The sequence below is a fragment of the Pseudomonas frederiksbergensis genome (genome assembly GCF_000802155.2).
Taxonomy (GTDB): Bacteria; Pseudomonadota; Gammaproteobacteria; order Pseudomonadales; family Pseudomonadaceae; genus Aquipseudomonas; species Aquipseudomonas frederiksbergensis_A.
This window is the reverse complement of the sequence record NZ_JQGJ02000007.1, coordinates 1-17,416: the sequence shown is the minus strand read 5'-3', so window position 1 is coordinate 17,416 and position 17,416 is coordinate 1. Positions and strand designations below refer to the sequence as shown.

19 protein-coding genes and 1 riboswitch are annotated in these 17,416 nt (G+C 62.9%); of the genes, 17 read left to right on the top strand and 2 right to left on the bottom strand.

Features of this window, described 5'->3' with window-relative positions; translation table 11 throughout:
- Positions 1 to 5: 5 nt before the first annotated feature.
- The 4 genes from JZ00_RS14770 (at position 6) to JZ00_RS14755 (ending at position 3,491) form a co-directional block, all read left to right on the top strand.
- Entirely contained in the window at positions 6 to 1,079 is a 1,074-nt protein-coding gene (locus JZ00_RS14770; protein WP_039591913.1) for an AI-2E family transporter, read from the top strand.
- Between the two features lie 169 nt (positions 1,080 to 1,248).
- Positions 1,249 to 1,953, top strand: coding sequence for a DnaA regulatory inactivator Hda (hda, locus tag JZ00_RS14765; protein ID WP_003178999.1), 705 nt, complete (start codon positions 1,249 to 1,251; stop codon positions 1,951 to 1,953).
- A gap of 212 nt (positions 1,954 to 2,165) precedes the next feature.
- On the top strand, positions 2,166 to 2,792 hold the full coding sequence (locus tag JZ00_RS14760; protein ID WP_039591914.1) for a C40 family peptidase: 627 nt from the start codon (positions 2,166 to 2,168) through the stop codon (positions 2,790 to 2,792).
- A 165-nt stretch (positions 2,793 to 2,957) separates the two neighbouring features.
- Complete coding sequence (locus JZ00_RS14755) at positions 2,958 to 3,491, top strand: C40 family peptidase (protein WP_039591915.1); 534 nt, start codon at positions 2,958 to 2,960, stop codon at positions 3,489 to 3,491.
- 12 nt (positions 3,492 to 3,503) lie between these two features.
- On the opposite strand, the gene JZ00_RS14750 is transcribed toward JZ00_RS14755, so the two are convergent.
- A complete protein-coding gene (locus JZ00_RS14750; RefSeq protein WP_039591916.1) occupies positions 3,504 to 4,814 on the bottom strand; it encodes a PQQ-dependent sugar dehydrogenase in 1,311 nt (436 codons plus the stop codon).
- 104 nt (positions 4,815 to 4,918) lie between these two features.
- Positions 4,919 to 5,503, bottom strand: a complete 585-nt coding sequence (locus tag JZ00_RS14745) for a hypothetical protein (protein ID WP_039591917.1) — start codon at positions 5,501 to 5,503, stop codon at positions 4,919 to 4,921.
- Positions 5,504 to 5,663: 160 nt separating this feature from the next.
- Positions 5,664 to 5,889, top strand: a riboswitch (cobalamin riboswitch).
- A gap of 80 nt (positions 5,890 to 5,969) precedes the next feature.
- On the opposite strand from JZ00_RS14745, the gene cobO reads away from it, so the two are divergent.
- The 13 genes from cobO to JZ00_RS14680 all read left to right on the top strand — a co-directional run bounded on the left by cobO (position 5,970) and on the right by JZ00_RS14680 (position 17,358).
- Complete coding sequence (gene cobO / locus JZ00_RS14740) at positions 5,970 to 6,581, top strand: cob(I)yrinic acid a,c-diamide adenosyltransferase (RefSeq protein ID WP_039591918.1); 612 nt, start codon at positions 5,970 to 5,972, stop codon at positions 6,579 to 6,581.
- Positions 6,578 to 7,915 carry a cobyrinate a,c-diamide synthase gene (locus JZ00_RS14735; RefSeq protein ID WP_039591919.1) on the top strand — a complete coding sequence of 446 codons (1,338 nt, stop codon included), beginning with the start codon at positions 6,578 to 6,580 and terminating at the stop codon, positions 7,913 to 7,915. Before cobO ends, JZ00_RS14735 begins: the two co-directional genes overlap by 4 nt.
- Positions 7,912 to 8,559 (top strand): 5,6-dimethylbenzimidazole synthase, encoded by a 648-nt coding sequence (gene bluB / locus JZ00_RS14730; protein ID WP_039591920.1) that lies wholly within the window; start codon positions 7,912 to 7,914, stop codon positions 8,557 to 8,559. Before JZ00_RS14735 ends, bluB begins: the two co-directional genes overlap by 4 nt.
- Positions 8,556 to 9,464 carry an adenosylcobinamide-phosphate synthase CbiB gene (gene cbiB / locus JZ00_RS14725; protein ID WP_039591921.1) on the top strand — a complete coding sequence of 303 codons (909 nt, stop codon included), beginning with the start codon at positions 8,556 to 8,558 and terminating at the stop codon, positions 9,462 to 9,464. The genes bluB and cbiB overlap by 4 nt, the downstream gene beginning before the upstream one ends.
- Complete coding sequence (gene cobD / locus JZ00_RS14720) at positions 9,457 to 10,449, top strand: threonine-phosphate decarboxylase CobD (protein WP_039591922.1); 993 nt, start codon at positions 9,457 to 9,459, stop codon at positions 10,447 to 10,449. The genes cbiB and cobD overlap by 8 nt, the downstream gene beginning before the upstream one ends.
- The gene (locus JZ00_RS14715) at positions 10,446 to 11,897 is read left to right on the top strand and encodes a cobyric acid synthase (protein WP_039591923.1); all 1,452 of its coding nucleotides are present in this window, start codon (positions 10,446 to 10,448) and stop codon (positions 11,895 to 11,897) included. Before cobD ends, JZ00_RS14715 begins: the two co-directional genes overlap by 4 nt.
- Before the next feature lie 112 nt (positions 11,898 to 12,009).
- Complete coding sequence (gene cobU, locus JZ00_RS14710) at positions 12,010 to 12,531, top strand: bifunctional adenosylcobinamide kinase/adenosylcobinamide-phosphate guanylyltransferase (RefSeq protein WP_039591924.1); 522 nt, start codon at positions 12,010 to 12,012, stop codon at positions 12,529 to 12,531.
- On the top strand, positions 12,528 to 13,583 hold the full coding sequence (cobT, locus tag JZ00_RS14705; RefSeq protein ID WP_039591925.1) for a nicotinate-nucleotide--dimethylbenzimidazole phosphoribosyltransferase: 1,056 nt from the start codon (positions 12,528 to 12,530) through the stop codon (positions 13,581 to 13,583). The genes cobU and cobT overlap by 4 nt, the downstream gene beginning before the upstream one ends.
- Complete coding sequence (cobC, locus tag JZ00_RS14700) at positions 13,580 to 14,155, top strand: alpha-ribazole phosphatase family protein (protein WP_039591926.1); 576 nt, start codon at positions 13,580 to 13,582, stop codon at positions 14,153 to 14,155. The genes cobT and cobC overlap by 4 nt, the downstream gene beginning before the upstream one ends.
- Before the next feature lie 2 nt (positions 14,156 to 14,157).
- On the top strand, positions 14,158 to 14,889 hold the full coding sequence (locus tag JZ00_RS14695) for an adenosylcobinamide-GDP ribazoletransferase (protein WP_039591927.1): 732 nt from the start codon (positions 14,158 to 14,160) through the stop codon (positions 14,887 to 14,889).
- A gap of 72 nt (positions 14,890 to 14,961) precedes the next feature.
- Positions 14,962 to 15,366 (top strand): MarR family winged helix-turn-helix transcriptional regulator, encoded by a 405-nt coding sequence (locus tag JZ00_RS14690; protein ID WP_039591928.1) that lies wholly within the window; start codon positions 14,962 to 14,964, stop codon positions 15,364 to 15,366.
- 52 nt (positions 15,367 to 15,418) lie between these two features.
- Positions 15,419 to 16,627 (top strand): MFS transporter, encoded by a 1,209-nt coding sequence (locus JZ00_RS14685; protein WP_039591929.1) that lies wholly within the window; start codon positions 15,419 to 15,421, stop codon positions 16,625 to 16,627.
- Positions 16,628 to 16,809: 182 nt separating this feature from the next.
- On the top strand, positions 16,810 to 17,358 hold the full coding sequence (locus JZ00_RS14680) for a glutathione peroxidase (RefSeq protein ID WP_039591930.1): 549 nt from the start codon (positions 16,810 to 16,812) through the stop codon (positions 17,356 to 17,358).
- The last annotated feature ends 58 nt before the right edge of the window (positions 17,359 to 17,416 follow it).

The following is a 17,416-nucleotide window of genomic DNA, read 5'->3' as shown; positions in this document are numbered from 1 at the left end:
GGTTCATGGGCGATACGCGGCGTTGGTTCTGGTTGGGTGGGGTCGCCCTGCTGGTTGCGTTTATCTATTTGCTGCACCCGATCCTCACGCCATTCCTGGTTGCGCTGCTGTTGGCCTATCTGTTCGATCCGGTGGTGGATCGCCTGGAAAAGCTCGGCTTGTCCAGGACGTGGGGCGTGGTGGCGGTGTTCGCGCTGTTTACCTTGATCGTCAGCGCCCTGTTGCTGGTACTGATCCCCATGCTCGCCAAGCAACTGCTGCGCCTGTATGAGCTGGCGCCGCAGATGCTCGATTGGCTGCAACACAGCGCGGTGCCGTGGGTGCAATCGAAACTGGGGTTGGCGGACGGCTTCTGGAAGTTCGACAAGGTCAAGGCGGCCATCAGCGAGCACATGGGCCAGACCACCGACATCGTCGGGGTGGTGCTGACCCAGGCCACGGCGTCGAGCCTGGCGTTGATCGGCTGGCTGGCAAACCTGGTACTGATTCCCGTGGTGGCCTTCTATCTGCTGCGGGACTGGGACCTGATGATGGCCAAGATCCGCAGCCTGCTGCCGCGTCACCGCGAAGAACGCATCATGACGCTGACCGGTGAATGCCATGAAGTGCTGGGGGCGTTCGTGCGCGGGCAATTGCTGGTCATGGTCGCGCTGGGCTTTATTTATGCGGCGGGGCTGATGTTGGTGGGGCTGGAGCTGGGGCTGTTGATCGGCCTGATCGCCGGCCTGGCGGCCATCGTCCCGTACATGGGGTTTGTGATTGGCATTGGCGCGGCATTGATCGCCGGGTTGTTCCAGTTCGGCGGCGATCTCTACCCGATGATTGGCATCGTGGCAGTATTCATGGTCGGGCAGGCCCTGGAGGGCATGGTGCTGACGCCGCTGCTGGTGGGCGACCGCATTGGCCTTCATCCGGTGGCGGTGATCTTTGCGATCCTGGCGGGCGGAGAGTTGTTCGGCTTCACCGGGGTACTGCTGGCGTTGCCGGTTGCGGCAGTCATCATGGTGCTGGTGCGCCATATGCACGATTTGTACAAGGATTCGGACATCTACAGCGGCATTGAAGACCCCGACCTGTAGTGTGCAGGGCGCACGGGGTGTCAGGGAAACTGGCGCTCCGCGCCCTTGCCGCTGCAAACCTTTGATTTTGCTCGTGGTCCGGCGCATTGTGCGGTCCGCGTCACGGGTATAAACTTTGCGAACTTTACACAGAGGCCACTAATGGTTCCTTTGGAACCGTTCAGTCAGCATGAAACCGATTCAGCTGCCCCTTGGTGTGCGTCTGCGTGATGACGCCACCTTTATCAACTACTACCCAGGCGCCAATGCCGCTGCACTCGGCTATGTCGAGCGGCTTTGCGAAGCCGACGCCGGCTGGACCGAAAGCCTGATCTATCTGTGGGGCAAGGACGGAGTAGGGCGTACGCATCTTCTGCAGGCCGCGTGCCTGCGGTTCGAACAACTGGGCGAACCTGCGGTGTACCTGCCGCTGGCGGAACTGCTGGATCGCGGCGTAGAAATCCTCGACAACCTTGAGCAGTACGAACTGGTCTGCCTGGACGACCTCCAGGCCGTGGCCGGCAAGGCTGACTGGGAAGAGGCGCTGTTTCATCTATTCAATCGGTTGCGCGACAGCGGCCGACGCTTGCTGATCGCCGCGTCGACCTCGCCACGGGAGTTGCCGGTGAAACTGGCGGACTTGAAATCCCGCCTGACCCTGGCGCTGATTTTCCAGATGCGCCCGCTTTCCGATGAAGACAAACTGCGCGCGCTGCAACTGCGCGCTTCCCGGCGTGGCCTGCACCTGACCGACGAGGTCGGGCATTTCATCCTCACCCGAGGCACTCGCAGCATGAGCGCATTGTTCGAGCTGCTCGAACGCCTCGACCAGGCCTCGCTCCAGGCGCAGCGCAAGCTGACTATTCCTTTTTTGAAAGAAACCCTGGGTTGGTAGAACCGTCACCCGTAGTGGCCGATAGCCTGTTCCGGACGCGGCGAAACCTGCGGTCCTGCTGGGTGGCAGGCCACATGACGTTCAAAATGGGCTTAAGCGCTTAGATGTAAACGTAAAACCGAGAAGTCACATTTGCACCGATTGAATTTGCAAATGAGGTTGATAGAAGGCATAGTCTCGCCATCTTTACTACTTCAGCCACGGTCGTGCCCATGCTAAATCGCTTCGCACCCCTCGTGCCTCTCGCACTCGTTACCCTGTTGTTCGGTTGCGCTGCCCACTCCCCGGTGTCCCAGCAAGCACAACAACCACAGGTCAAGAACACTGTAACCGCCCAGTCTTCCTCCGTAGCGTTCCAGGAAGAAGTGGCCTCCGATAAAGAGCTGGCAGACTTTGCCGGCAGCAAGCCTTATCAGCTTCCGGTGCTGGCAGACAGCATCCTGGAACGAGGCATGTCCCTGATCGGCACTCGTTATCGTTTTGGCGGTACCTCTGAAGCCGGCTTCGATTGCAGCGGGTTCATCGGCTACCTGTTTCGCGAAGAGGCGGGTATGAACCTGCCACGTTCCACTCGCGAAATGATCAACGTGAAGGCTCCGCTGGTCGCTCGCAACCAGCTAGAACCCGGTGACCTGCTGTTCTTCAGCACCAATGGTCGTCGCGGTCGCGTCAGCCACGCCGGTATCTACCTGGGCGACAACCAGTTCATCCATTCCAGCAGCCGCCGCAGCGGTGGCGTGCGGATCGACAGCCTCGGCGACAGCTACTGGAGCAAGACCTTCATCGAAGCCAAGCGCGCCCTCGCCATGGCTCCAACCGTGGTCACGGCTCGCAAGTAAGCACACAACTTGTAAGGCAAACTTAAAGTCTTACTTGAAGTTTGCCCCATAGCCGCTAGAATCCTTGATCATTGATTGATGGCAATCCGCCTGCGTACTGCGCGGGCGGATTTGTTTTCATCTCCACGGCAGAAAAGCCGCATCCAGATCAGGATTGTTCTGCATATGTCGACGTCGGCCCGCCTCGCTCTGATTGTTCTTGCCGCGCTGCTCAGCGCCTGTGCCAGTCGCACTCCACCGCCCGCGCCAGTGCGCGCTCCGGTGGTATTCGCACCCTCCCAGACTTTTTCCCCCGCTGCTGAAGACGTGCTTTTCCGCGCGCTGGGCCTGGTGGGGACGCCCTATCGTTGGGGCGGCAATACGCCGGATTCAGGCTTCGATTGCAGTGGCTTGATCGGTTATGTGTACCGTGACGCCGCCGGGATCTCCTTGCCGCGTTCCACTCGCGAGATGATCAGCATGCGCGCGCCGCAGGTCGGCAAAGACGCATTGCAGACGGGCGACCTGGTGTTCTTCGCCACCAACGGCGGTTCCCAGGTCAGCCATGCCGGGATTTACGTGGGCGAGGGACGTTTCGTCCATGCGCCTGCCACGGGCGGGACGGTCAAGCTCGACAGCTTATCCAAGGCCTATTGGCAGAAAGCGTACTTGGGAGCCAAGCGTGTATTGCAGCCGGAGCACCTGGCGCGCAATCCATAGGTTTGCTGATGGTCATTTGGCTGACACCCGCCAGATCTTGTTTCCCACGTCATCGGCCACCAGCAACCCACCCTGTTTATCGATGACCACGCCCACCGGCCGGCCCTGGGCCTTTTCGTCTGCGTTGAGAAAACCCGTCAGCACATCCACAGGCTGCCCCTCCGGCTTGCCCGCCTTGAACGGGACGAAGATCACTTTGTAGCCGCTGTGGGGCTTGCGATTCCAGGAGCCGTGTTGCCCGACGAAGGCGCCCTCCATGAACGGCGCGGGCAACGTGCTGCCTTCGGCGAAAGTCAGTCCCAGGGACGCAGTGTGAGGGCCGACGGCATAGTCGGGCGCGATGGCCTTGGCCACCAGCTCGGGATTCTGTGGCTCGACCCGGACGTCGACGTTCTGCCCGTAATAACTGTAGGGCCAGCCATAAAAGCCGCCGTCCTTCACTGAGGTGATGTAGTCCGGCACCAGGTCGCTGCCAATCTCGTCCCGTTCGTTGACCGCCGTCCACAATGCGCCGCTGCGAGGCTCCCATGCCAAGCCGTTGGGGTTGCGCAGGCCTGAGGCGAAGATGCGGTGACTGCCGGTAGCCCGATCCACCTCCCAGATGGCCGCACGACCTTCTTCCGCTTCCATGCCATTTTCCGCGACGTTGCTGTTCGAGCCGGTGGTGACGTACAGCTTGCTGCCGTCTCGGCTGGCGATCACGTTCTTGGTCCAGTGGTGGTTGAGCGTGCCGCCGGGTAAATCGACGACCTTGGTGGGTTGTGCCTTGATCTGCGTCTCGCCTTCTTTATAAGGGAAACGGATCAACCGGTCCGTGTCGGCCACATACAGGTCAGTGCCCACCAGCGTCATGCCGAACGGTGAATTGAGGTTTTCCAGGAAAATCGTCCGGGTCTCGGCGACGCCGTCGTGATTGGCGTCCCGCAGCAGGGTGATGCGATTTGGGCTGGGGACGCCAGCGCCGGCACGGTCCATGACTTTTTTCATCACCCAGCCACGGATGCCCTGGGTATCGTCGGGCTTGGGCGGGGCGTTGGTCTCGGCCACCAGCACATCGCCGTTGGGGAGCACGTAGAGCCAGCGTGGATGATCCAGGCCTTCGGCAAAGGCCATCACCTGCAGGCCTGGCGCCGGCGTTGGCTTGGCGCCATCCGGCCAGCCGACGGCTTCGGCGATATTCACCGTAGGCATCAGGGTCTTGTTCGGCTCGGGCAGTTTCGGTGACGGGCCGATGCCGTCGGAAACCTGCAAGGTCGACGACTCGCCGCAAGCGACAAGCCCTGTGGCAAGGGCGGCGATCAACAGGTGATTTGGCTTGAGCATGCGGGCTTCCCTATGAGTGCATGTGGTTACTCATAGAGAAGCGTAGACGTGGGATGGTTCAATAGCGGGGCTGCCAGCCAATCAAGCGATCCTTGTAGGCAGAATCAGCCATGAGCCTGCTTGAACAGCACGGCGATCCCCGGGTGATAGTGGCCGGCCTCGTTGCGCAACTTGCGGTAGGCATATGGGAAATACCAGGCCACGGCGCAGGTGTTTTCCTTCTGCAGGTCGTCGATCATGTCCTGCAACTCTTCTGGCGTGGCGCTTTGCTGGGCTTTTTGCGGGGCGACGAACAGGCAGCCCAATTTCAGGTCGCTGGCGTAGCTGATGCGCTTGGCGTCGCTGGTGGCTTCCAGCAAAGGTTGGGTCAGGTTCAGGTTGTTGACCTTCGGCCAGCGTTGCGTGGCCTGGATGAAGGCGCGCTCATCGCTGCTGGCGATCAACAGGTCGGCGCTGACGTTGCGTTCGCCTTCTTCATTCTGTTTGCGGGTCGCTGCGCCCTGGAGCGTGACCATCTCCGCCATCCAGGCGGCGGCCGCCAGCAATCCGAGATTGGCTTTTTCATTGTGCCAATAGGGCGTGTCGTTATCGCCGCGCACGGCGTTGTATCGGTCGATACAATCAAACCAGCGTTCCAGCACTGGGCGCAGGAATTCCAGCTTCGGATTGCTGATGATCATGCCTTGCATGTGAATTGCCCTCTTGTTCTTGTGATATCGGGTCGTAATGTCTATTTGATATCACTTGCGCCAGCTTCACACAAGATTGACGTCAGTTTATTGATCCCGGCCAATATCCGTCGTGGTGCCCATCGCGGCTTTAATTGACGCTCCACCCCCAACCCTCTAACCTTCGCGGCTTGTTTCAGGTGCTCTATGGCAACGGCCGATAGGGTGAAACAGGGAAGCCGGTGCGTACATGCAAACCCGGCGCTGCCCCCGCAACGGTAAATGAGTCAACGCTGCGCTTGTGGCCACACAGGCCCCCGCCACTGTGTCGAATGACATGGGAAGGCGCGCAGCCAGGCATTACGCCGCTCATGAGCCCGGAGACCGGCCTGATTCATCCAACGGCATCACGGTGGGCGATGCCAGGCACCTTGCCGTCTTTTTTCTGCCCGCCCGCCGTTATCCAGTCCCAACGGAGAGCTCCCCCATGACCGACACGCCCGATCGCGACGAACGCCACCTGGCGCGCATGCTGCGCAAGAAAGCCGTGATTGACGAGCGTATCGCCAATTCACCGAACGAGTGTGGCCTGCTGCTGGTGCTGACCGGCAATGGCAAGGGCAAAAGCAGTTCGGCATTCGGCATGTTGGCCCGGGCGATGGGGCATGGCATGCAATGCGGCGTGGTGCAATTCATCAAGGGTCGCAACAGCACCGGTGAAGAGCTGTTTTTCCGCCGCTTCCCGGAACAGGTGCGCTTTCACGTCATGGGGGAAGGCTTTACCTGGGAAACCCAGGACCGCCAGCGCGACATCGCCGCCGCCGAAGCCGCGTGGGCCGTGTCGCGTGAATTGCTCAGCGATCCGTCGATCGGCCTGGTGGTGCTCGACGAACTGAACATTGCCCTCAAGCACGGCTATCTCGACCTCGATCAAGTCTTGAGCGATCTGCAAGCCCGTCCGCCCATGCAACATGTGGTCGTGACCGGGCGCGGCGCCAAGCCCGAGATGATCGAGCTGGCCGATACCGTGACCGAAATGGGCATGATCAAGCACGCGTTCCAGGCCGGTATCAAGGCGCAGAAAGGCGTCGAACTGTGAGCCATGCGTCGACTGCCAGCCGCCACTGTCCGGCGGTATTGATTGCCGCCCCGGCCTCGGGCCAGGGCAAGACCACCGTCACCGCGGCCCTCGCACGGTTGCACCGCAACCAGGGGCGCAAGGTGCGCGTGTTCAAGTGTGGTCCCGACTTTCTCGACCCGATGATCCTTGAGCGAGCCAGCGGCGCGCCGGTCTATCAGCTGGACATGTGGATGGTTGGCGAACAGGAAAGTCGCCGGCTGTTGTGGGAAGCCGCTGCAGAAGCAGACCTGATTTTGATTGAAGGCGTAATGGGCCTGTTCGACGGCACGCCGTCCAGCGCCGACCTGGCCCGGCATTTCGGCGTGCCGGTGCTGGCGGTCATCGACGGCACGGCCATGGCCCAGACGTTCGGCGCCTTGGCCCTGGGCTTGGCGCGGTATCAACCCGACTTGCCCTTCGCCGGGGTCTTGGCCAACCGGGTCGGCACCTTGCGCCATGCGCAGTTGCTCGAAGGCAGCCTGACCGAGGGCTTGCGCTGGTACGGCGCGCTCTCGCGGGAAACCGGCATCGAACTGCCGAGCCGCCATCTGGGCCTGGTGCAGGCCAGCGAGCTGAATGATCTGGATGTCCGTCTCGATGCCGCCGCCGAGGCGCTGGCGGGCAGTTGTGAAGTGGCCTTGCCGCCTTCGGTGGAATTCGCGGCTCCGCAATTGACTGCTGTTGAACCGTGGCTCGACGGGGTACGCATCGCCGTGGCCCGTGACGAAGCGTTCGCCTTCACCTATGGCGCAAGCCTCGATCTGCTGCGGGCCATGGGCGCGCAGTTGAGTTTCTTTTCGCCGATCCACGACACCCGATTGCCCGACGCGGACAGCCTTTATCTGCCCGGCGGTTACCCCGAACTGCACCACGTCGCACTCGCGCAGAACGCGCCCATGCTTGCAGCAATCCGTGCCCATCATGCAGATGGCAAACCGCTGCTCGCCGAATGCGGCGGCATGCTGTACCTGCTCGATTCACTGACCGACGTCGACGGCACGCGCGCCGAACTGCTCGGTTTGTTGAGCGGTGATGCGCAAATGCAGAAGCGCCTGGCGGCGCTCGCATTGCAATCGGTGGATTTGCCGGAAGGCAACCTGCGCGGGCATACCTATCATCATTCCCTGTCCAGCACCTCCCTTGAGCCGATTGCCCGCGGCCATAGCCCCAATGGTGGGCGAGGGGCGGAGGCGGTTTTCCGACAAGGGCGGATGACGGCCTCCTATGTGCATTTTTATTTCCCGTCCAATCCGAGGGCGATTGCCGCGCTGTTTGCTCCGGCCCCTGTTGCAGTCTTTGCGAGCAAGCCATGACTGACGCCTTCTCTGCGGCCGAACGCGAAGCCGTCTACCGCGCCATCGCCGAGCGCCGCGACATGCGCCATTTCAGTGGCGGCTCCGTCGAGCCGCAACTGCTGGGCCGTTTGCTGGAAGCCGCACACCAGGCTCCCAGCGTCGGGCTGATGCAACCGTGGCGATTCATTCGCATCAGTGATCGCGCCTTGCGCGGCGAAATCCAGCATTTGGTGGAAGAAGAGCGTGTCCGCACTGCCGAAGCGCTGGGCGAGCGCAGCGACGAATTCATGAAGCTCAAGGTCGAAGGCATCCACGACTGCGCCGAGGTGCTGGTGGCCGCGTTGATGGACGATCGCGAGCGGCACATCTTTGGCCGCCGGACCTTACCGGAAATGGACTTGGCCTCGCTGTCCTGCGCCATCCAGAATCTATGGCTGGCGGCCCGCGTCGAAGGGTTGGGGATGGGCTGGGTGTCATTGTTCGAGCCCCAGGCCCTGGCTGATCTGCTGGGCTTGCCCGCCGGGGCAAAGCCGCTGGCAATCTTGTGCCTGGGTCCGGTCGAGGGCTTTTATCCGGCGCCGATGCTCGCCCTGGAAGGCTGGGCGCAACCGCGGCCGCTCAACGAACTGATCTACGAAAATCGCTGGGGCGTGCGCCCATGAGCGTAGCGTTGCTCAGTGCCGCCGCGGTGGCGCTGGATGCGCTGCTGGGTGAGCCCCGGCGCGGGCATCCGTTGGTCGCGTTCGGTCGTTTTGCCAATCGTCTCGAACAACGTTTCAACTCCGGTGGGCGAGGCTGGCGCAGTCACGGTGTCACGGCGTGGATCATCGCCGTGCTGCCCTTGACCTTGCTGGCCACGGCCTTGTCCTGGGCGCCATTGCTGGGCTGGCTGGTGGACATCCTTGCGTTGTACTGCGCCCTCGGCTTGCGCAGCCTCGGCGAGCATGTCGAGCCGGTTGCCCGCGCGCTGCGCAGGGGCGATCTGGACGAGGCACGCCAGCGGGTGAGTTACCTGGTCAGCCGCGAAACCGCTGGGCTGGATGAAAACGCCGTGGCCCGCGCCGCCACCGAGTCGGTGCTGGAAAATGGCAGCGACGCAGTATTCGCCGCCTTGTTCTGGTTCGCGGTGGCAGGCGCGCCTGGGGTGGTGTTGTATCGGTTGAGCAATACCCTCGACGCCATGTGGGGTTATCGCAACGAGCGCTTCGAACGTTTTGGCTGGGCGGCGGCAAAGATCGATGACCTGCTCAACTATATTCCGGCGCGGCTGGTGGCGTTGACCTACGCGCTGCTTGGCAAGACCCGCCTGGGGCTCAAATGCTGGCGCACCCAGGGGGCGACCTGGGACAGCCCCAATGCCGGGCCGGTCATGGCCGCCGGTGCCGGAGCCCTGGGTGTGGAGTTGGGCGGCGCGGCGGTCTATCACGGCGAGCTGCATCAACGTCCGCCCTTGGGCGAAGGCGTTCCGGCCAGCGCCGATTCGATTGATCGCGGCTGGCAATTGGTGCAGCGCGGCGTATGGTTATGGCTGCTGATTCTCTGCCTCGGAGCCGAGTTCTATGCTTGAGCATGGTGGACGACTGCGCAACGCTTCCCGGCAATACGGCATTGCCGAGGCCGACTGGCTCGACCTGTCCAGCGGCCTAGCGCCCTGGCCGTTCGATATTCCGCCGGTTCCACTACGGGCCTGGGCGCGCCTGCCCGAGGCCGATGATGGGTTGGAACAGGCCGCTTGCGATTATTACGAAGCGACGCACGTGTTGCCGGTTGCCGGTTCGCAGATGGCCATCCAGCTCTTGCCGCGCCTGCGCCGGGCCGGCAAGGTCGGTGTCTTGTCTCCTTGTTACGCCGAACACGCCGAAGCCTGGCGGCGCAGCGGTTACATCGTGCGCGAAGTGCTGGAGACGGAAGTGGATTTCTTCCTCGACAGCCTCGATGTGCTGGTGGTGGTCAATCCGAACAACCCCACGGGCCTGAGCCTGAGCCCCGAACGCTTGCTGGACTGGCACGCACGGTTGGCCCAGCGCGGCGGCTGGCTGGTGGTGGACGAAGCGTTCATGGACATCACGCCGCACCTGAGCCTCAGCGCCCACGCCCATCAGGTCGGGCTGATCGTGTTGCGATCGTTTGGCAAGTTCTTTGGCCTGGCCGGGGTTCGCCTGGGGTTTGTCCTGGCCGAGCGACGCCTGCTCAAGCTGCTTGCCGAGCAAGTCGGGCCGTGGGCCGTGAGCGGGCCGACCCGGGTCCTGGGCGAGGCGTGTCTCCTGGATACCGAGGCCCACATTCGCCAACGACAGCGCTGCGAAGCCACCAGCCAACGCCTGACACTGACGCTGGAGCGCTTCGGTTTCAAGCCCCAGGGCGGTTGCGCATTGTTTCAATGGCTGGTGACCGAGCACGCCCAGGCCCTGTACGAATTCATGGCCCATCGCGGCATTCTGCTGCGCTTGTTCACGCACACCAGCAGCCTGCGTTTCGGACTGCCGGCCGATGACGCCGGTTTCCTGCGCCTCGAACAGGCTTTCGAGGCCTACACCAAGGACATTCGATGACGACCCTGATGGTGCAGGGCACCACCTCCGATGCCGGCAAAAGTACCCTGGTTACCGCATTGTGCCGTTGGGTCACGCGCCAGGGTGTGAGCGTGGTGCCGTTCAAGCCGCAAAACATGGCGCTCAACAGCGCGGTAACTGCCGACGGCGGCGAGATCGGCCGGGCCCAGGCGGTCCAGGCCCAGGCCTGCGGCCTCGAACCGCACACCGACATGAACCCGGTCCTGCTCAAGCCCAACAGCGACACGGGCGCGCAAGTCATCATCCATGGTCGTGCCGTCACCACCATGAACGCCGTCGCCTATCACGATTACAAAGCCATTGCGATGCAAGCGGTGCTGGCCTCCCATGCACGGTTGAGCGCGACGTATCCGGTCGTCATGGTCGAGGGCGCGGGGTCGCCGGCAGAGATCAACCTGCGGGCCGGCGACATCGCGAACATGGGTTTCGCCGAGGCGGTGGACTGCCCGGTGCTGCTGATCGCCGACATCAATCGTGGCGGGGTATTCGCCCATCTGGTCGGCACCCTGGAGTTGCTTTCGTCCAGTGAACAGGCGCGGGTCAAGGGGTTCATCATCAACCGTTTTCGCGGCGATATCGCCTTGCTGCAGCCGGGGCTGGATTGGTTGGAAGCGCGCACCGGCAAGCCGGTAATTGGCGTGTTGCCCTACGTGATGGACCTGCACCTGGAGGCCGAGGATGGCCTCGACCGGCGCCAGGCCGACAAGGCCGAACAGGTGCTCAAGGTGGTGGTGCCAGTATTGCCACGCATCAGCAACCACACCGATTTCGACCCGCTGCGCCTGCATCCGCAAGTCGATCTGCAATTCATCGGCCCCGGCCAGGCCATCCCGCCAGCCGACCTGATCATCTTGCCCGGTTCGAAAAGTGTGCGTAGCGACTTGGCCTTTCTACGCGCCAATGGTTGGGAAACGGCGATCCATCGACACCTGCGCTACGGCGGCAAGTTATTGGGCATCTGTGGCGGTTTGCAGATGCTCGGCCACCACGTCCATGACCCGCTCGGGCTGGAAGGGGCGGCAGGCTCCAGTGCCGGATTGGGCTTGTTGGATTTCGAAACGACCCTGGAACGCGAGAAGCAACTGCGCAACGTTCATGGGCGACTGACGTTGGAAAACGCCGCAATCAGCGGCTATGAGATCCACGCAGGCGTAACCGTCGGCCCCGCCCTGGAAAACGCTGCGGTGCACTTGGACGACGGCCGTTGCGATGGCGCCCAAAGCCTCGACGGGCAGGTTTTCGGCACCTATCTGCATGGGTTGTTCGAATCACCCGCGGCCAGCAGTGCCTTGCTGCGTTGGGCCGGTTTGGAGGACGTACAGGCAGTGGATTACCACGGCTTGCGCGAGCGGGATATCGAGCGACTGGCGGACCTGGTGGAGCGGCATCTGGACACTGGGTTGTTGCGTGAACTCTGTGGGATTTGAGGTGACGCTACCGACCCCTTCGCGAGCGAGCCCGCTCTTGCATATTGAATTGCATTCCCCTGCGCGAGCGGGCTTGCTCACGAATAGGCCCACACATAAAAGGTAACGCTCCATGCTGCAACTGATCCTCGGCGGCGCCCGCTCCGGCAAGAGTCGCCTGGCCGAAAAACTCGCGGCGGACACTCGTTTGCCGGTGACCTACATCGCCACCAGCCAACCCCTCGACGGCGAGATGAACCAGCGTGTCGCCCAGCATCGTGCCCGGCGTCCGGCCGAATGGGCGCTGGTGGAGGAACCCTTGGCGCTGGCGTGGGTGCTGCGGGAAAACGCCGCAAGCGATCGGTGCCTGCTGGTGGATTGCCTGACCCTCTGGCTCACCAACCTGCTGATGCTCGACGATCCGCAACGGTTGATTGCCGAGCGTGAAGCGCTGTTGGACTGCATCGGCGTGCTCCCCGGTGAAGTCATATTCGTCAGCAACGAGACCGGCATGGGCGTCGTGCCGCTGGGCGAGCTGACGCGCCGTTATGTCGATGAAGCCGGTTGGCTGCATCAAGCCCTGGCCGAACGTTGCCAACGCGTCGTGTTGACCGTCGCCGGCTTGTCCCTGACCCTTAAAGGAACTGCATTATGAATCATCGCTGGTGGCTGGACCCGTGCAAGCCCGTCGATAACCAGGCGCTGGAGCAGGCTGCGGCCCGTCAGCAACAGCTGACCAAACCGACCGGCTCCCTCGGGCGCCTGGAATCGGTGGCGGTGCAACTGGCGGGCCTGCAAGGGCAGCTCAAGCCGAGCCTGGACCGGCTCTGGATCACGATTTTCGCTGGCGACCACGGCGTGGTGGCCGAAGGTGTCTCGGCTTATCCCCAGGAAGTCACCGGGCAGATGCTGCACAACTTCGTCAAGGGTGGCGCGGCCATCAGCGTGCTCGCCCGGCAACTGGGCGCTTCGCTGGAAGTCGTGGACCTGGGCACCGTGACGCTTTCGCTGGACCTGCCCGGCGTGCGTCATTTGAACCTTGGCCCTGGCACCGCGAATTTCATCCAGGGATCGGCGATGAGCCAGTCCCAGGGCGAGCTGGCCTTGCAAGCCGGGCGCGACAGTGTGATGCGTGCCGTTGTCGGCGGGACGCAATTGTTCATTGGCGGCGAGATGGGCATTGGCAACACCACCGCGGCCAGCGCCTTGGCTTGTGCCTTGCTCGATTGTCCGGTGACGCACCTGGTGGGGCCCGGCACGGGGTTGGATGCGGCGGGTGTCAGTCGCAAGGCGCGGGTGATCGAGCGTGCCCTGGCGCTGCACGGCGGCGCGAATGGCGATCCGTTGCAGGTTTTGTTTAATCTCGGTGGCTTTGAAATCGCGGCGTTGGCCGGCGCCTATCTGGCCTGTGCCCAGCAGGGCATCGCCGTGCTGGTGGATGGTTTCATCTGCAGCGTTGCGGCGTTGGTGGCGATGCGGCTCAATCCTGGATGCCGGGCATGGTTGCTGTTCGGTCATCGCGGCGCCGAGCCGGGCCACAAGCACGTCTTGGAAACCCTTGGTGCCGAACCGCTGCTGGATCTGGATTTGCGCCTGGGCGAGGGCAGTGGTGCGGCGTTGGCGGTGCCGTTGTTACGCCTGGCCTGTGACCTTCATGGGCAGATGGCGACGTTTGCCGAAGCGGCCGTGGCGGATCGCCCGGCATGACCTTGCGCCTGGACCTGCTGCGTCACGGCGAAACCGAACTGGGCGGCGGCTTGCGCGGCAGTCTCGATGACGCCTTGACGGCCAAGGGTTGGGAGCAAATGCATGCAGCGGTGGCGCAGGGCGGGCCCTGGGATCGCCTGGTGTGTTCGCCGTTGCAGCGATGCGCCCGTTTCGCCGAACAACTCGGCGCCCGGCTGGGTGTGCCGGTGCATGTGGACAAAGACCTGCAAGAGTTGCATTTCGGCGCGTGGGAAGGCCGCAGCGCAGCAGCGTTGATGGAGACCGACGCCGACGCCCTCGGCCGCTTCTGGGCCGATCCTTACGCTTTTACGCCACCCGACGGTGAGCCGGTGCTGGCGTTTTCGGCGCGGGTCCTGGCGGCCGTCGAACGCTTGCACCTGGCGTATGCCGGACAGCGCGTCTTGCTGGTCAGTCATGGCGGCGTGATGCGGTTGCTGCTGGCACAGGCCCGCGCAATGCCGCGCGAACAATTATTGAACGTCGAAGTCGGCCATGGTGCGCTGTTTTCCCTGACGGTGTCGTCCGGTCCAGTGCTTGAAGAGGCGGGCTGAGCATGTTGCCCTTCTGGATCGCCCTGCAATTCCTCAGCAGCTTGCCGGTCCGCTTGCCAGGCATGCCAGAGCCCGGGCAGCTCGGGCGTTCGCTGTTGTTCTATCCCATGGTGGGGTTGTTGTTCGGTGGTCTGCTCTGGCTGCTCGATGCGGTGTTGCTGGGCGCACCGGTGACGCTGCATGCCGCGCTGCTGCTGACGGCCTGGGTGCTGCTCAGCGGCGGCTTGCACCTGGATGGCCTGGCCGACAGCGCCGATGCCTGGCTCGGCGGTTTCGGTGATCGCGAACGTACGTTGCTGATCATGAAGGATCCGCGCAGCGGGCCGATCGCCGTGGTCACGCTGGTGCTGGTGTTGCTGCTCAAATGGACGGCGCTGGTGGCGCTGATCGAGCAGAGGCAGCCACTTGCGTTACTGATTGTGCCGATGCTGGGGCGTGCTGCTTTGCTGGGCTTGTTCCTCACTACGCCGTATGTGCGTGCCGGAGGGCTGGGCCAGGCACTGGCTGATCACTTGCCGCGCCGCTCGGGTTGGCAGGTGCTGTCGATCAGCGCACTGGGCTGCGTGCTGGTGATGGGGGGGCCAGGGCTGTGGACGCTGGTAGTCGCCGCGGCCGTATTCATCGGCTTGAGGCAGATAATGTTGCGCAGGCTGCAGGGTTGCACCGGCGACACCGCGGGTGCCTTGCTGGAGCTGCTGGAAACGGCCGTTCTGGTGGCATTGGTCTTAAGCTGAATTCGCACGTTGCCAGCGGGCGAGCGCTGATTTAAATTTGCATTCATCTAGTCGCGGGTATATACACGCATCATGCTGCCTTCCCAATGTCTGTGCATCAACCTGCGTCGCGCCGCGCGTGGCGTCAGCAGGTATTACGACGGCGCTCTCGATGGCTTCGGGATCAACGTTGCCCAGTATTCTCTGCTCAATAACCTGGCGCGCCTGGACCAGCCGAGCATTTCCTCCCTGGCCGAGGCCATGGGTCTGGACCGCAGCACCCTCGGGCGCAACCTGCGGGTGCTGGAAGGCGAGGGGTTGGTGAAGCTGGCTGAGGGCGACGATTTGCGCAACCGCATCGTCGTGCTCACCGACGCGGGGAAGGCCCGGTTGGCGGCGGCGTTGCCGGCCTGGGAAGCGGCGCAACAGAAATTGATCGATAAGCTCGGTGCCGAAAAGCGTGCGACCTTGCTGGCCTTGCTGGATGAACTGGCGTGAAGCCGGTTCGTCCGATGACAAGTGGGTATATACCCGCGACTGGAGAATAAGAATGACATCGATGTGGCGTACCTGTGGTTGGGTCCTGGTGGGCAGTGCGCTGATACTGGCGTTGTCATTGGGTGTGCGGCATGGCTTCGGGCTGTTCCTGGCGCCGATGAGCGCGGAATTCGGCTGGGGCCGTGAAGTGTTTGCCTTTGCCATTGCCTTGCAGAATTTGATCTGGGGCTTGGCGCAGCCTTTCACCGGTGCCCTGGCGGATCGCTTCGGCGCGGCAAAAGTAGTATTGATCGGTGGCGTTCTCTATGCGCTCGGCCTGGTGTTCATGGGCATGGCCGACTCGCCCTGGTCGCTGTCGTTGAGTGCCGGCCTGTTGATCGGTATCGGCCTGTCCGGTACTTCGTTCTCAGTGATCCTTGGCGTGGTTGGACGGGCCGTGCCGCCAGAAAAACGCAGCATGGGCATGGGCATCGCCAGTGCGGCCGGCTCCTTCGGCCAGTTCGCCATGCTGCCGGGCACGTTGGGCTTGATCGGGTGGCTCGGCTGGTCCGCGGCGCTGTTGGCGCTGGGCCTGTTGGTGGCGTTGATCGTGCCGCTGGTTAGCATGCTCAAGGACGCGCCAGCGCCGCTGGCCGGGCATGAGCAAACCCTCTCCGAAGCGTTGCGCGAAGCGTGCAGTCATTCAGGGTTCTGGCTGCTGGCCGTTGGCTTTTTTGTGTGTGGTTTCCAGGTGGTATTCATCGGTGTGCATCTGCCGGCCTATCTGGTGGACCAGCACCTGCCGGCCAGCGTCGGCACCACCGTGCTGGCCCTCGTCGGGCTGTTCAATATCTTCGGCACCTACACCGCCGGTTGGCTGGGCGGGCGGATGTCCAAGCCGCGCCTGTTGACCGGGCTTTATCTGGCGCGGGCGGTGGTCATCGGGCTGTTCCTGTGGTTGCCGGTGACAACCACCACGGCTTATCTGTTCGGCATGGCGATGGGCTTCCTCTGGCTGTCGACGGTGCCGCTGACGAACGGGACGGTCGCCACGTTGTTCGGCGTACGAAACCTCTCGATGCTGGGTGGGATCGTGTTCCTGTTTCACCAGCTGGGATCGTTCCTCGGCGGTTGGCTGGGCGGCGTCGTGTACGACCGCACCGGCAGCTACGACTTGATCTGGCAGGTGTCGATCCTGCTCAGTCTGTTGGCTGCGGCATTGAACTGGCCGGTACGCGAGCGTCCGGTGGCGCGCCTGCAAGCCCAGGCCGGTGCGGCATGAGCCGCTTCGGCCCATGGTTGATCGCACTCGGCGCCGCGGCGCTGCTGGCAATTGCCTGGTGGGGCTGGCACCAAGGCGGGTTGGCCTTGATGCAGCTGGGCATGGGCAACTGTTGACGTGTGGACGGCACTGGGCGCGCGGAGTAACGTCGTGGTCTGACAGGTCTACAAGGAAAATCCGACATGATGCGTTGGTTTGCTGTTCCCGCCCTGTTGCTGGCTGTGACCGGGCACGTATGGGCAGCCGGGTGCCCGCCGCTGCTGGAGGGGTCGCTGCCCAAGTTGCGGGCCAAGGAAACCGTTGACTTGTGCCAGCGCTTCGCCGGCAAGCCTTTGGTGGTGGTCAACACGGCCAGCTTCTGTGGGTTCGCTCCGCAGTTCAAAGGGCTCGAGGCGCTTAACCAGCGCTACAAAGGCGAAGGGCTGGAAGTGCTGGGCGTGCCGTCCAATGATTTCAAGCAAGAGTCGAAGGACGGGGCGGAGACGGCCAAGGTCTGCTACGTCAATTATGGCGTGACCTTCACTATGACCGAGCCGCAGCCGGTACGAGGTGCGGACGCCATTCCCTTGTTCAGGCATCTGGCCGAACAGTCCGGCGCGCCGAAGTGGAATTTCTACAAATACGTCGTTGATCGCCAGGGCAAGGTGGTCGGCAGTTTTTCCAGCCGGATCAAGCCCGACGATCCTGATTTCATCAAGGCAGTCGAGACGGCTATTGCTTCCAAACCCTGATCATCAGCCATCAAAAAGCCCCGCCTCTTTGCAGAGAGCGGGGCTTTTTTCGCTTCAG

Coding starts and splice junctions, on each gene's coding strand:
- JZ00_RS14770 (WP_039591913.1), top strand. CDS start 6: ATGGGCGATACGCGGCGTTGGTTCTGGTTGGGTGGGGTCGCCCTGCTG.
- hda (WP_003178999.1), top strand. CDS start 1,249: ATGAAACCGATTCAGCTGCCCCTTGGTGTGCGTCTGCGTGATGACGCC.
- JZ00_RS14760 (WP_039591914.1), top strand. CDS start 2,166: ATGCTAAATCGCTTCGCACCCCTCGTGCCTCTCGCACTCGTTACCCTG.
- JZ00_RS14755 (WP_039591915.1), top strand. CDS start 2,958: ATGTCGACGTCGGCCCGCCTCGCTCTGATTGTTCTTGCCGCGCTGCTC.
- JZ00_RS14750 (WP_039591916.1), bottom strand. CDS start 4,814: ATGCTCAAGCCAAATCACCTGTTGATCGCCGCCCTTGCCACAGGGCTT.
- JZ00_RS14745 (WP_039591917.1), bottom strand. CDS start 5,503: ATGCAAGGCATGATCATCAGCAATCCGAAGCTGGAATTCCTGCGCCCA.
- cobO (WP_039591918.1), top strand. CDS start 5,970: ATGACCGACACGCCCGATCGCGACGAACGCCACCTGGCGCGCATGCTG.
- bluB (WP_039591920.1), top strand. CDS start 7,912: ATGACTGACGCCTTCTCTGCGGCCGAACGCGAAGCCGTCTACCGCGCC.
- cbiB (WP_039591921.1), top strand. CDS start 8,556: ATGAGCGTAGCGTTGCTCAGTGCCGCCGCGGTGGCGCTGGATGCGCTG.
- cobD (WP_039591922.1), top strand. CDS start 9,457: ATGCTTGAGCATGGTGGACGACTGCGCAACGCTTCCCGGCAATACGGC.
- JZ00_RS14715 (WP_039591923.1), top strand. CDS start 10,446: ATGACGACCCTGATGGTGCAGGGCACCACCTCCGATGCCGGCAAAAGT.
- cobU (WP_039591924.1), top strand. CDS start 12,010: ATGCTGCAACTGATCCTCGGCGGCGCCCGCTCCGGCAAGAGTCGCCTG.
- cobT (WP_039591925.1), top strand. CDS start 12,528: ATGAATCATCGCTGGTGGCTGGACCCGTGCAAGCCCGTCGATAACCAG.
- cobC (WP_039591926.1), top strand. CDS start 13,580: ATGACCTTGCGCCTGGACCTGCTGCGTCACGGCGAAACCGAACTGGGC.
- JZ00_RS14695 (WP_039591927.1), top strand. CDS start 14,158: ATGTTGCCCTTCTGGATCGCCCTGCAATTCCTCAGCAGCTTGCCGGTC.
- JZ00_RS14690 (WP_039591928.1), top strand. CDS start 14,962: ATGCTGCCTTCCCAATGTCTGTGCATCAACCTGCGTCGCGCCGCGCGT.
- JZ00_RS14685 (WP_039591929.1), top strand. CDS start 15,419: ATGACATCGATGTGGCGTACCTGTGGTTGGGTCCTGGTGGGCAGTGCG.
- JZ00_RS14680 (WP_039591930.1), top strand. CDS start 16,810: ATGATGCGTTGGTTTGCTGTTCCCGCCCTGTTGCTGGCTGTGACCGGG.